This window comes from Ruegeria sp. CDSC002, assembly GCF_059610905.1.
The window spans coordinates 310,024-323,494 of record NZ_JBXWOM010000005.1; the positions used below are offsets into that span (position 1 = coordinate 310,024).

The following is a 13,471-nucleotide window of genomic DNA, read 5'->3' on the forward strand; positions in this document are numbered from 1 at the left end:
TTGAGTGGCAGACTGGTGGCCCGCCCGAATTTCAGACGGACCACCAGAGTGGTTAGAGGGTTATGGGCGCTTCATCTCGCATGTGGTGGCTGAGTCATTGGACGCCAGTTCGACAACAGTTTCTGCAACCATACCGCGGCCAGACTTGTCGTATTCAAAAGCGACCTCGGGCGTCTGGCCCTGCACGGTCACGGTCTGGATCGTCTGGTGATCGCTTTCACGCATCACGGTCTTGCCAGTGACAATACTGTCGTATTCCATACCTTCCAGCGCATAGGCGATCGCCTTGATATCCGTGGCGTTGCCAACTTCGTTGATCGCGGCTGCCAGCATCGGTGCGACATTCGCCATCTGAGGTTGACCAAAGTCCAGATCCGGGAAGCTTACATAGAAGGCTTCGATGAACTCCTGCGCTTCAGGTGTTGGGGCCGGATTGACCTGACCTGCGCCGACCAGTTTGACGATACCGTCGCCTTCTTCACCAAAGGCCGCGGTGATGCCTGAGGTCGCGCCATAGTAGGTGTAGATCGGCTTGTCGAAACCAGCACCCATGACCGCCTTGCCCAAACCAACCATGTCGCCACCCCAGTTACCTGTGATCACGGCATCTGCCCCCGAACCAACAATCTTGCGCGCGTAGGGCGTGAAGTCTTTGACTTTGCCGATCGGGTGCAACTCGTTCCCGACAATCTCAATATCGGGGCGCTTTTCCTGCAGGAACCGCTGAGCGGCCGCAGCAACAGCCTTACCGAACGAATAGTCCTGACCGATCACATAGACTTTTTTGATATCCGGGTTCGCTGCAATGTCATCGGTCAACGCGTCCATTTTGATGTCAGCATTGGCGTCAAAGCGGAAATGCCAGAACTGGCACTTGTCATTGGTCAACGCCGGGTCAACGGCCGAGTGGTTGAGGAAGATAACCGGATCATCAGGATTGCGACGATTGTGCTTGGCAACTGCTTCGGTCAGCGCGTTCGCCACACCGGATGATGCGCCCTGAGCGATGATGCGAATGCCCTGATCCATGGCAACCTGCAACTGGATGAGAGATTCCTTTGCGCTGATCTTATTGTCGAAAGGCACCATCTCGAATTCGGCATTCCCATCCAACAGCCCGCCAGGTTCGTTCACCAGCTCTTTGACGCTGTGGCGATAGATCGCCAGGCCTTGTGTGCCCGTCGTCGCAAATGGCCCGGATAGCGGATCAATGAAAGCGATTCGTACTTTTTCCTGTGCCGCAGCGGCCCCTGCAACAAGACCAGCAGCAAGTGCGGTCGCCATCATCAAATTGAACTTGTTCATTTCTTCCTCCCTATTGACACCAGGCGGTAGGTTTCAGCCCGCTGTAAGATCCACACGTGGGTGAGTGATCGATCACTATATTCATAGTTGTTTGTTAGTGTGTCAACGAATTACTGACCGAATTTGGAACTTCTGGACATTCGTGAAACAAAATCGGCATTGCGCCGTCACATCGCCCAATTTTATCGCGACTAGAGTGGCTGCTCCTCAATTAGCTTTGAAAATAAGGGGAATGATCAATCGACTGAATATCCGTGATCCAATCTTCTGCCCGCGCTCATGATAAACAAAACTGGCCCAAACAAATCGTTGACATTTTTTTTGTTCGCGTAATATCATTTGTGTACTAACGAGAAATTTCTCATCAGGATAGACACTTTGCGGTATCTTTCTCCCAACACGCTCGATGATGCATTTGACTTGCTGACCAGCAATGATCTGACGGTTGTCGCTGGCGGCACTGACTTTTTCCCATCCCGGCAGCGTCATGAGCTGCACACCGACATATTGGACGTCACACGCATCAATGGTCTTTCGGGCATCCAACTTGTGGATGACCGTTGGAGAATCGGAGCCACAACAAGCTGGACAGACATTGCCGGGGCCAATTTGCCCGTAGCATTTAGGGGCCTGCAAATGGCAGCGCGGGAAGTCGGTAGCCTGCAGATCCAGAACAGCGGCACGATTGCAGGGAACCTGTGCAATGCCTCGCCTGCCGCTGACGGCGTGCCACCGCTGCTGACGCTGGAGGCTAGCGTTGAGCTTGGCTCGGCCCGAGGCTTTCGCGAGGTTCCGCTGTCAAAGTTCATCACTGGCGTGCGCAAAACGGCGCTGTCCGGCGATGAGATTGTGACGGCGATCTACCTGCCCGATCCGCCCAAAGGGACTGTTGGACATTTCGAAAAACTCGGCGCGCGACGATACCTTGTGATCTCGATCACGATGACTTCTGTCATCATCGGCCTCGATGAAAACCGCCGGATCAACTATGCGCGCGTCGCCGTGGGGGCTGCGTCAGCCGTGGCACAAAGGCTGGTACAGCTCGAAGCCGATTTGATCGGGAAATCCCCTGAAACGGTTGAAGTTTCATCAGAGCATTTGGCACCGCTTAGCCCCATTGATGACGTCCGCGGGGACGCCGCATTCCGACTGGACTCTGTGACAGAACAATGTGTCCGGGCAATCGCAGAGGCGGGACAACATCATGGATAAACGCGCTGATGAAATCACGACCGAATTCACCCTGAATGGCCACCCCGTCAGCGCGGTGCCGCGCGTGGGTGAGCGCCTGTCGGAAATGCTGCGCGAGCGGCTGTCAGCACGCGACGTCAAGATCGGATGCAATGCCGGCGACTGCGGTGCTTGCACCGTTCTGGTCGATGGTGATCCGGTCTGTGCCTGCCTGGTTCCGGCGCAACAGGCTGCTGGGCGGTCTGTGGAAACGGTGTCCGGGCTGACGCAAGATGACCAGATTGCCAAACGTCTGGCAGAAAGCTTTCAAAACCACGGTGCGGCGCAGTGCGGTATCTGCACGCCGGGCATGATGACCGCTGCCGTCGCATTGCTGCGCGAGACACCTGAGCCAAACAATGAGCAGGTCCAGGATGCCCTAGGCGGCGTTTTGTGCCGCTGCACCGGGTATCGCAAGATTATCGATGCCGTTGTTGCCGCTGGTGCGCCTACTTTGCCAGAAGCAACACTGGGACACGCGGGCGACGCCATCTGGCGCGTGGATGGGCACGACAAGGTTACAGGCACAGAGCTTTTTGGCGATGATGTTGCCCCGGCAGGTACGTTGGAAATCTATGTCATCCGTTCCCCCTATCACCGTGCCGGATTTACACTTGGCGATCTGGACACTTGGGCCAATAAGACCCCTGGGATCGAAGCAGTCCTGACTGCGGCCGACATTCCCGGGCGCAACAACTTTGGCGTTATTCCCGACTTTGCCGACCAACCTGTATTCGCGGAAACCGAGGCTCGGTTCCGTGGTGAGGCTATCGCCGCCATCATTGGCCTGCCCGAGATTCTGGCAACATTCGATCCAGCAGATTTTCCAGTAACGTGGGAAGAAAGACCCCCCGCGTTGGATTCACTGGACGCCATGACGCCCCAAGCCGCGCAGCTGCACCCAGATCGCGACGGAAACGTTATGTGCGCCGGTTTCGTGAAATGCGGAACCCCAGAAACTGCGTTGGCCAACGCAGATGTTGTGGTCGAAGGCCATTTCCGCTCGGGCTTTGTCGAACATGGGTATATCGAGCCTGAGGCCGGGTTCGCCGAGATCGTGAACGAGCGGGTCGAAGTCCATGCCTGCACGCAAGCCCCGGTGATGGACCTGGACGCGTTGGAGATCATTCTGGGAATGCCGCGCGATCAGATCCGTATTGCCCCGACCGGGGTCGGCGGCGGGTTCGGCTCAAAACTGGATATTTCGGTTCAGCCTTACCTGGCTCTTGCCGCGCTCAAAACCGGCAAGCCGGTGCGGCTGACCTATTCCCGAACCGAGTCGATGCAGTCCACCACCAAACGCCACCCTTCCGACGTGCGGGTCAAGATCGGGGCAACTAAAGACGGTCGTATCAGTGGGATGACTTTTGATGGGCTGTTCAACACAGGCGCCTATGCCAGCTGGGGTCCGACCGTAGCCTACCGGGTGCCCGTGCATGCCTCGGGTCCCTACAGAATTGCCGACTACCGCGCCGAAGCCAAAGGCATCCATACGCATTGCCCGCCGTCGGGCGCATTCCGCGGCTTTGGCGTTCCGCAATCAGCCATCGCGCAGGAATGCCTGTTCGATGAGTTGGCGGACAAGTTGGGCATCGACGCGCTTGATTTCCGCATCAACAATGCGCTGGAGAATGGGGTCCCCACCGTTTGCGGGCAGGTCTTCGATCAGGGTGTTGGCATTCGCGCCTGCCTCGAAGCGCTGCGTCCCGCGTGGGCTGAAGAAAACAAAGCAGCTCAGGCACACAACGAACAAAACAATACCTTGATGCGCGGCGTTGGGCTGGCGGCAGGCTGGTACGGGTGCGGCAACACTTCGTTGCCCAACCCGTCGACGATCAAATCGGGCATCCGGTCAGATGGCAGTGTGGTCCTGCACCAAGGAGCGATGGATATCGGCCAAGGGGCAAACACCGTCATCACGCAGATCTTTGCCACGGCGCTTGGTGTCCCGGTTGCGCAGATCGAAATCATCGGGGCCGATACGGATGTCACGCCAGACGCGGGCAAAACTTCGGCCTCACGTCAGACCTATGTCTCTGGCAGCGCTTCACGTCTGTCGGGTGAAGCGATGCGGGCGCAGATTCTGTCCCGCGTGAACGCCGGGCCTGACGCCGTGATTACCCTAAACGCAGGCGCAATTGCTGTGGATGATAACGGACAGCAGCACACGATCGACCTGACCACGCTGGAACCGGACGCCGAAGGGTATGTTCTGCGTTCCGAAGAAACCTATGACCCGCCCACAAAACCGTTGGACGAAAACGGTCAAGGGATACCTTATGCTCAGTTTGGTTATGCTGCGCATCTGGCTGTTGTCGAGGTGGACACAAAACTTGGCACGGTGAAACCGATCAAATTCGTGGCCGCCCATGACGTCGGCAAAGCGATTAACCCGATGCTGGTCGAGGGTCAGGTGCAGGGCGGTATCGCGCAGGGTCTTGGCATGGCGCTGATGGAAGAATACCTGCCCGGCCTTACCGAGAACCTGCACGACTATCTGATCCCGACCATTGGAGACATCCCCCCGATCGAAACCCTCATCATCGAGGAAGAGGATGCCCACGGCCCCTACGGTGCCAAGGGACTGGGAGAGCACGTTCTGATCCCGACGGCCCCGGCCCTTTTCAATGCAATCAATCGCGCCTGCGGCGTTCGGCTGACGCAAGGTCCTGCCACGCCTGCAAAGATGCGCGCAGCAATCAAGGAACTGAAAGATGGCAACTGAACGCGCCACACCAGAGAAAATCCGCTGCGATGCCTGCCCGGTGATGTGCTACATCGCGGACGGTAAAATCGGGGCCTGCGACCGCTATGCCAATCATGGTGGCGACCTAGTCCGTTTGGATGCATTGACGATCATCGAAAGCACTGAGGACACGCGCCTTGTCCCGTTCCTGAAAGACGGTAAAGACCCCGAAGACTGGGACGGCGACATCGTGCAAGGCAAGCGGCCCTTTGTGACCGCCGTCGGTGCGGGCACGACCTACCCCGACTACAAACCTGCGCCCTTTATCGTCAGCCAGGACGTGGAAGGCGTGGATATGGTTACTGTCGTGACCGAGGGGATTTTCTCGTATTGCGGTGTCAAAGCGAAGATCGACACCGATCGCCATATTGGTCACGAGCGCGATGTCGTCCGCGTGGACGGTGAGCCCGTCGGGCATGTGATGACCTCGGAATACGGGTCCAAGATGTTGTCGCTGGGTGGGGTCGAGCATCTGACCGGCGGTTCAAAGAAAGAGGGGCGGATCACTTGCGACGCCCTGCTGCGGCTGTGCAATCGCGAGGCCGTTGAAATGGTGATCGGCGATGAGGGGCACGAAACGACGATTGTGGTTCAGGCCGGTAAAGCGCCCATCATTAATGGGGTCGAAGAGAAACTGATGCGGGTGGGCTGCGGCTCGGCAACGATCGGAATGTTCGCCAAGCAGTGGATTGAACATGTGGATGACGTGGTGGTGGTCGACGACCACATTACCGGCGTTCTGTCCGAGCATCAGGCAGGCAAACTGCTGGATGTCGAACCAACGGGCATCAAGATCAATGGTCGTCGTTCCACCCCGGGTCGCTATTTTCAGGTCGCAGAGCCTGGCACCGGCTGGGGCGGTACGGATATCGAGGATCCGCTAAAAATTCTGGGCGACTTCAATCCAAAATTCGCGCGTAAAGGTATGAGCCTGTTGATGGTATCCACCACTGGTGAGCAATATGGCTATTTTGAACTGGATGCCGAGCTGAAACCTCAGCCCGTCGAGATTCCCCCGGCGCTGAAGGCGTCTGCTGAGCTGATTGCCGAAAACTGCGAACCTTCGGTCTGCTCGGTTCTGTTCATGGGCGGCGCAGGCGGCAGCCTGCGGGCAGGTGTCACGGAAAACCCGGTGCGGCTGACAAAATCGGTCAAGGACTCGCTGACCTTTGTATCCTGCGGCGGGGCCGAGGCTTACGTTTGGCCTGGCGGCGGCATCACCGTGATGGTCGACGTTCTGGACATGCCCACCGGATCGTTCGGGTACGTGCCAACACCAGCGCTGGTCGCCCCCATCGAGTTCACGATGCGTGTCAGCGACTATGGCACACTGGGCGGACACATGGATGAGATCAAGCCGGTTTCCGAGGTTGTCTCGGACGAAACCCGCAAGGTGGATCAGTTCGAAAACCAACCCGACCCGATGTCTTCGAAAAATTATCGCTGGGCGAAAGGAGCATAAGGCCGGATGCACCCCACCTCTGCCATATTGCCCTGCGGCCGCAGATTGCATCTGCAACACGGACCGATCGACCTGATCGTCGAGGCAGATGGCGCGCAAGATATCGCATTCGAAGCTGCCCAGTTACGGTTCCAATCCTTGCTGCAGGGCTTGGTGGATGAACTGGGGTTGCTGAAAATGCCCATGACCGCTGAATGCGCCCGCCCTCAAGGACGGGTAGCGCGCCGCATGGATGAGGCTGCGCGCCCTCATTCCAACGTGTTTGTTACACGCATGGCCGCCGTTGCCGGAGCTGTCGCGGACGAAGTACTGGCGGCCATGCTTCACGCCACACCTCTGGATCGCGCGTTGGTCAACAATGGCGGAGATATTGCTGTTTATCTGGGCTCGGGTCAGGACTATCGCATCGCAATGAGCGGGCTTAACGGATGCGATCTGGGCCGCATTGCTATCCGTGCAAGCGACAAGATTGGCGGCATTGCCACGTCGGGTCGCGGCGGGCGCAGCTTGAGCCTTGGCATCGCCGACAGCGTTACAGTGTTGGCCAGCAACGCAGCAATGGCCGATGTGGCAGCGACGCTGATCGCCAATGCGGTTGATCTGCCCGGGCATCCGGCCATCCGGCGCCTTCCGGCCAATCAACTGCGCGATGACAGCGATTTGGGCGACCTGCCCGTTCCGGTTTCTGTCGGCCAACTCTCAGCCCAAGATATTCAAGATGCCCTGTCACACGGCCTGAATACTGCCGAGACCTTGCTTGGACGCGGTTTGATCTCTGCCGCCCATCTGTCTCTTGGCTCCCACTCCCGCCAGACGGGCGCGTCTCGACTGGTGATCTCAACCACTCAAAAGGTTCCACAATATGCCTGACGTTCAACTGCGAAAGAAGCTGTTTTCGCTTGAAGAAATCTATCACGAAGGCGGACCGCTGTCCGACACACCGCTGGTGCGGGTGGCCGCAATGGCCGTGATCGCCAACCCGTTTGCAGGGCGGTACGAACCCAAAATTCAGGGCTTTATGGAAGACCTCAAACCTCTGGGTCTGGAAATGGCACAAGCCCTGATCGACATGCTGGGCGGTCCGGAAAACGTACAAGGCTATGGCAAAGGTTCTTTGGTTGGTGAAGGCGGCGAGCTGGAACACGGCGCTCTGTGGCACGCCCCCGGCGGCTATGCGATGCGCCAGTTGCTAGGCACGGCAAACGCGATTGTGCCCTCATCCAAAAAAGTCGGTGGCGTGGGTGCGCGACTGGATGTGCCGATCACGCATATCAACGCCTCATATGTGCGCAGCCATTTCGACAGCATGGAGGTGGGTTGCAATGACGCCCCGCGCGCAGGCGAGCTGGCTTTCTCGCTGGTCATGACAACCGGGCCGCGGGTGCATTCGCGCTCGGGTGGGCTTGAGGCCTGGGACATCAAAGGAGAGGACGGCCTAAGATGACAAAGATCCGCAAAATCGCAGTCAACGTTGAAGAAACCCATATCGAGGCAGGGCGACCGATCTCGCCCGCCACGCGCAAGGCGGTGGCCGTGGCCGTGATCGAAAACCCCTTTGCCGGGCAATATGTCGAGGATCTGACACCCCTGATGGAAACTGGGGCTGAGTTGGGCGCTTTGCTGGGTCGCCGCTGCGTCGAGGCCCTTGGCATCACACCGGAACAGGCCGAAAGCTACGGCAAATCGGCGATGGTCGGTGAGAATGGCGAGCTGGAACATGCCGCCGCCATCCTGCACCCCAAACTGGGCGCGCCACTGCGCAAAGAGGTCGAAAAGGGCGCTGCCTTGGTTCCTTCTTCGAAGAAGATGGGCAGCCCTGGGCAGGTACTGGACGTACCGCTTGGTCACAAGGACGCGGCCTATGTGCGCAGCCATTTTGACGGCATCGAAGTGCAGTTGAACGACGCGCCCCGTGCGAATGAGATCATGGTGGCAGTTGCGGTCACCGACAGCGGACGACCGCTGCCGCGTGTAGGCGGACTGACGAATGAGGAGGCAGAAGGCAAAGACGGGCTGCGCTGAATGTAGCAGCTGCGCTCTTTAGGGCTGACAACACATTAAGAAGCCGGGATAACTGGCCGTGAACAATGATCATTGGGAGGAATTCGAAATGAATCTGATCAGACGCACGGTACTGGGCGCGCTTGCGGCGCTACCCTTCACCAGTTTGACGGTTGGGGTCAGTCTGGCCCAGGACTCAATCGTTTTGGGTGAGGTGAACAGCTATACCCGTCTGCCCGCCTTTACTGAGCCCTACAAGAAAGGTTGGCAACTGGCGGTCGAACAGATCAACGCCGCAGGCGGGATCGACGGCAAGCAACTGGAAGTGATCAGCCGGGATGATACCGGTGATCCAGCCACCGCAATCCGGATCGCCGAGGAACTGGTCTCAAAAGACGGTGCAGTTCTGATCTTTGGCACCTTCCTGTCCAATATCGGTCTGGCCGTTTCCGATTTTGCCAAGCAGAAAGAAGTCCTGTTCATCGCGTCAGAGCCCCTGTCCGACGCGATCGTCTGGTCCAAAGGCAACAAATACACCTATCGTCTTCGCCCCTCGACCCATATGCAGGCCGCGATGCTGGCCGAACAGGCCGCCAAGCTCGACGCCGTGAAATGGGCGACTGTCGCGCCGAACTACGCCTATGGGCAGGATGCGGTGAAGGCCTTCAAATCCGAACTGACCAAATTGCGCCCCGATGTAGAATTTGTCGAAGAACAATGGCCACCGCTGTTCAAAATCGACGCGGGTTCCACCGTCCGCGCGCTTGAGGCCTCGAAACCGGATGCGATTTACAACGTGACCTTCGGCGGCGATCTGGCCAAATTTGTTCGCGAAGGTTCGCTGCGGTTCCTGTTCGAGGATCGCGACGTTGCATCATTGCTGACCGGAGAACCGGAATACCTCGACCCGCTGGGGGCTGAGGCTCCTGAGGGTTGGATCGTCACTGGATACCCCTCGACCGACATCGCAACGGACGAGCATAAGGCGTTTGCTGAAGCCTATATCGAAAAGTTCGGCGAAGCGCCCAAAACCGGATCTATCGTTGGATATAACTCGATCCTCGCCATCGCCGCAGCACTAGAAAAGGCCGATTCCACAGACACTGACGCCTTGCTAGCCGCGATGGAGGGCCTGACCGTCGACAGCAGCCCAACCGGCCCCTTCACCTTCCGCGCGGCTGACCATCAGTCCACGATGGGCGCCTATGTCGGAAAGACTGGGACAGTCGACGGCAAACCATCGATGGTCGACTGGTCCTATGCCGACGGGGCAGATTATTTGCCCAGCGAAGACGACGCAGCAGCCTTGCGTCCGGCGGAATAAGCCGAATTAGGCGGGGCAATAGCTGCCCCGCCCCACAAAAAGAACACGAACAAGGGACGGTGGCCCGATGGGGTTCTATTTTGCACAGCTACTGACTGGATTGGCGAACGCTTCCTCGCTTTTCCTGATCGCATCCGGGCTTTCGATCATCTTCGGCGTCACGCGGATCGTGAACTTTGCGCATGGCTCGTTCTACATGGTCGGCGCTTATCTCGCTTACACACTGGTCACACTCTGGAGCGGCAGCATCCTTGGCTTTTGGGTCAGCGTCATTTTGGCGGCAATGATCGTCGGGGTGATCGGCCTGATCATCGAACTCACTATCCTGCGCCGCATTTACCACGCACCTGAGCTGTTCCAACTAGTCGCAACGTTTGGCGTCGTATTGATCTTTCAGGATGGCACGCTGGCGATCTGGGGCGCAGAGGACCTTTTGGGCCCGCGCGCGCCGGGATTGGATAGCGCGGTTCGCATCATGGGTGAACCAATTCCCGAATATGACCTCGCCTTGATCGCTATCGGGCCGGTCGTATTGCTGGCCATCTGGCTGCTGTTCCACAAAACCCGCTGGGGTGTTCTGGTGCGTGCCGCGACCCAAGACCGCGAGATGGTCGGGGCGCTAGGCGTCAACCAAGCCTGGTTGTTTTCGGCAGCATTCGTATTGGGCTCGTTCTTGGCTGGATTGGGTGGCGCACTGCAAATCCCGCGCGAGGCGGTATCGCTGCAGATGGATCTGTCCATCATCGGTGAGGCTTTCGTCGTGGTTGTCATTGGCGGTATGGGCAGCGTGTCCGGCGCGTTTGTAGCGGCGGTTCTGATCTCGGTCCTGAACGCTTTTGCAATCCTGATCTTCCCGCAAATCTCAATCGTTTTACCCTTCGTCATTATGGCGATTGTCCTGATCTTCCGGCCCCATGGCTTGTTCGGCAAACCCGGCAGCGAAAAGGGCGCGCCGGAAGAACCGGACCAACCACTGGCGCTGATGGATCAGAAATCAGCAATGGTGCTGATGGCCGCGCTGCTGGTGCTGGCGCTTAGCCCCTTGTTCACTGCTGATTTCACTTCGGTCCTGATGGTCGATGTGATGGTCGCGACGTTATTTGCCGTATCGCTGCATTTTATGATGGGTGTTGGCGGCATGGTCAGCTTTGGGCACGCCGCTTATTTCGGCGTTGGCGCCTATGGCGCGGCGATGGCGGTCAAATTCCTTGGCCTCGGCATGATCTCGGCTATGCTTTTCGGCCCGGTTTGCGCGGCCATAGCAGCGCTGTTCTTCGGCTGGTTCTGTGTCCGGCTGTCGGGCGTTTACCTCGCCATGTTGACCTTGGCCGCAGCCCAGATCCTATGGGGTGTCACGTTCCAATGGCAGGAATTCACCGGCGGGGATGATGGCATCCTTGGCGTATGGCCTGCCAAATGGGCCAGCTCCGACAAGGTTTATTTCTACATCGCCTTCGTCCTATGTATCGGCGGAATATGGGCTTTGCGTCGTGTGGCCTTCTCTCCATTTGGCTATATCCTGCGCGGCATACGCGACAGCCAGACCCGGGCTGAATCGATCGGCATCGATACCCGGTTTCATCAATGGATGGGCTTTGTGCTGGCGGGTGGCTTTGCCGGTTTGGCCGGGGTCGTCTTTGCATTTTCAAAGGGCAGCGTCTTTCCTGACAGCCTCGGCATCGCGCTGAGCATCGACGGTCTGATCATGGTTCTTCTGGGCGGCATTCACGCGCTGGCGGGTCCGATCCTCGGGGCCGGTGCCTTTGTCCTGATCGAAGATTGGGTCACGCGGTTAGACTACTGGCGCTTTATCTTCGGGGCCATCATTCTAATCGTTGTCCTAGTGGCACCTGACGGGATTGCGGGCGGTGTCCAGCGCCTGCTGCGCGGCCTGAAAGGAGGCCGGGCATGACCAACGTTCTCGAAGTCCGTAACCTGTCCAAATCCTTTGGCGGCGTGCAGGCCGTGAAGGATGTGAATTTCGATCTGAAAGAAGGGGAATTCCTTGCCCTGATCGGCCCCAACGGCGCGGGCAAAACTACATGTTTCAACATGCTGAATGGCTACCTGAAACCGAATACAGGTTCCGTATCCTTGCGCGGCCAGGCCCTGATCGGCCACCCGCCGCGCAAGATATGGCGTATGGGTGTCGGTCGAACGTTCCAGATTACGGCAACCTTCCTGTCGATGACCGTTGTGGAAAACGTCCAGATGGCGCTGATTTCGCATCACCGCCGGGTGTTCGACCTGTTTTCACGCGCAACGCGGATGTATGTGGACGAGGCAATGGCGCTGCTGGAACTGGTCTCGATGCAGGACCAGGCCGGACGGGCATGTTCGGAATTGGCTTATGGCGATCTAAAAAGGCTGGAACTGGCGATTGCCCTGGCGCATGAGCCCGCCCTACTGCTGATGGACGAACCGACGGCGGGCATGGCACCGTCCGAACGGCTAGCCCTGATGGCGTTGACCGCGGAAATCGTGGCCAAAGGCGGCGTGAGTGTGGTGTTCACCGAACATGACATGGACGTCGTTTTTGCCCACGCCCATCGTATTCTGGTCCTGAACCGGGGTGAGTTGATCGCCGAAGGCACAGGGTCTGAAATCCGCACCAACCCATTGGTCCAAGAGGTATATTTGGGCGGCGGCTCAGTCTTTGAAGCGGAGAGCGCCCATGCTTGATGTCAAAAACCTTGGGGCCTGGTACGGCCGTGCGCAAATCCTCAACGGTGTTTCGCTGAGCGTCGGCGAAAACGAGGTGGTTGCGCTGATGGGCCGGAACGGCGCGGGCAAATCGACCACCATGAAGTCCATCATGGGATTGGTGCGTCACATCAATGGCACCATCCGCTATGCCGAACGCGAGGTTCAGGGGAATACCCCTCATGCGATCTGTCGCCTTGGCATGGGTTATGTCCCCGAAGACCGTCGGATTTTCGGGGATCTGACCATCGAAGAAAACCTCGAAGTCGGACGCCGCGAACCACGTCCAGATGCACCCGAATGGACACAGGAACACTTGTTCGAGCTGTTCCCGAATCTGGCTGAGCGTCGCAAGAACCTAGGCAAGCAACTTTCGGGTGGAGAACAACAGATGTTGACCATCGCCCGTACGTTGATGGGCAATCCCAAGCTGGTCTTGTTGGATGAGCCATCAGAAGGGATTGCCCCCGTCATTGTGGAACAAATGGCCCGCGTGATTGCGGAACTGAAACGAGAGGGGCTGTCGGTGCTGATCAGCGAACAGAACCTACACTTTGCGCGGATCGTGTCGGACAGGGCTTATATCATCGAAAAAGGCGAAATGCGGTTTGAAGGCAGCTTTGCTGACCTCGACGAAAACCCAGAAATTTCAAACACCTATCTTGCCGTCTAATACCTTAGTCTTGTGGGAAGGACTAGG

At 58.0% G+C, this 13,471-nt stretch carries 11 protein-coding genes; 10 read left to right on the forward strand and 1 reads right to left on the reverse strand.

Annotated features, from left to right (window positions below; all coding sequences use genetic code 11):
* Window positions 1-60: 60 nt before the first annotated feature.
* Complete coding sequence (locus tag AC2FJE_RS11775; protein ID WP_282151952.1) at window positions 61-1,305, reverse strand: branched-chain amino acid ABC transporter substrate-binding protein; 1,245 nt, start codon at window positions 1,303-1,305, stop codon at window positions 61-63.
* A gap of 378 nt (window positions 1,306-1,683) precedes the next feature.
* Between AC2FJE_RS11775 and AC2FJE_RS11780 the strand changes: the two genes are divergently transcribed.
* From AC2FJE_RS11780 to AC2FJE_RS11825, 10 genes are all read left to right on the forward strand, one after another.
* Window positions 1,684-2,517, forward strand: a complete 834-nt coding sequence (locus AC2FJE_RS11780) for an FAD binding domain-containing protein (RefSeq protein ID WP_282119312.1) — start codon at window positions 1,684-1,686, stop codon at window positions 2,515-2,517.
* Window positions 2,510-5,260 (forward strand): molybdopterin-dependent oxidoreductase, encoded by a 2,751-nt coding sequence (locus AC2FJE_RS11785; RefSeq protein ID WP_496760969.1) that lies wholly within the window; start codon window positions 2,510-2,512, stop codon window positions 5,258-5,260. The genes AC2FJE_RS11780 and AC2FJE_RS11785 overlap by 8 nt, the downstream gene beginning before the upstream one ends.
* Window positions 5,250-6,743, forward strand: a complete 1,494-nt coding sequence (locus tag AC2FJE_RS11790) for a 6-hydroxynicotinate reductase (RefSeq protein WP_496755773.1) — start codon at window positions 5,250-5,252, stop codon at window positions 6,741-6,743. The genes AC2FJE_RS11785 and AC2FJE_RS11790 overlap by 11 nt, the downstream gene beginning before the upstream one ends.
* A 6-nt stretch (window positions 6,744-6,749) precedes the next feature.
* A complete protein-coding gene (locus AC2FJE_RS11795; protein WP_496755771.1) occupies window positions 6,750-7,613 on the forward strand; it encodes a UPF0280 family protein in 864 nt (287 codons plus the stop codon).
* Window positions 7,606-8,187 carry an amino acid synthesis family protein gene (locus AC2FJE_RS11800; protein ID WP_282119308.1) on the forward strand — a complete coding sequence of 194 codons (582 nt, stop codon included), beginning with the start codon at window positions 7,606-7,608 and terminating at the stop codon, window positions 8,185-8,187. Before AC2FJE_RS11795 ends, AC2FJE_RS11800 begins: the two co-directional genes overlap by 8 nt.
* Entirely contained in the window at window positions 8,184-8,765 is a 582-nt protein-coding gene (locus AC2FJE_RS11805; RefSeq protein WP_282119307.1) for an amino acid synthesis family protein, read from the forward strand. The genes AC2FJE_RS11800 and AC2FJE_RS11805 overlap by 4 nt, the downstream gene beginning before the upstream one ends.
* Before the next feature lie 88 nt (window positions 8,766-8,853).
* Window positions 8,854-10,068 (forward strand): ABC transporter substrate-binding protein, encoded by a 1,215-nt coding sequence (locus tag AC2FJE_RS11810; protein WP_496755768.1) that lies wholly within the window; start codon window positions 8,854-8,856, stop codon window positions 10,066-10,068.
* Window positions 10,069-10,135: 67 nt separating this feature from the next.
* Window positions 10,136-11,980 (forward strand): ABC transporter permease, encoded by a 1,845-nt coding sequence (locus tag AC2FJE_RS11815; protein ID WP_282119305.1) that lies wholly within the window; start codon window positions 10,136-10,138, stop codon window positions 11,978-11,980.
* Entirely contained in the window at window positions 11,977-12,750 is a 774-nt protein-coding gene (locus tag AC2FJE_RS11820) for an ABC transporter ATP-binding protein (protein WP_496721459.1), read from the forward strand. Before AC2FJE_RS11815 ends, AC2FJE_RS11820 begins: the two co-directional genes overlap by 4 nt.
* A complete protein-coding gene (locus tag AC2FJE_RS11825) occupies window positions 12,743-13,444 on the forward strand; it encodes an ABC transporter ATP-binding protein (RefSeq protein WP_496706176.1) in 702 nt (233 codons plus the stop codon). Before AC2FJE_RS11820 ends, AC2FJE_RS11825 begins: the two co-directional genes overlap by 8 nt.
* Window positions 13,445-13,471 lie beyond the last annotated feature (27 nt).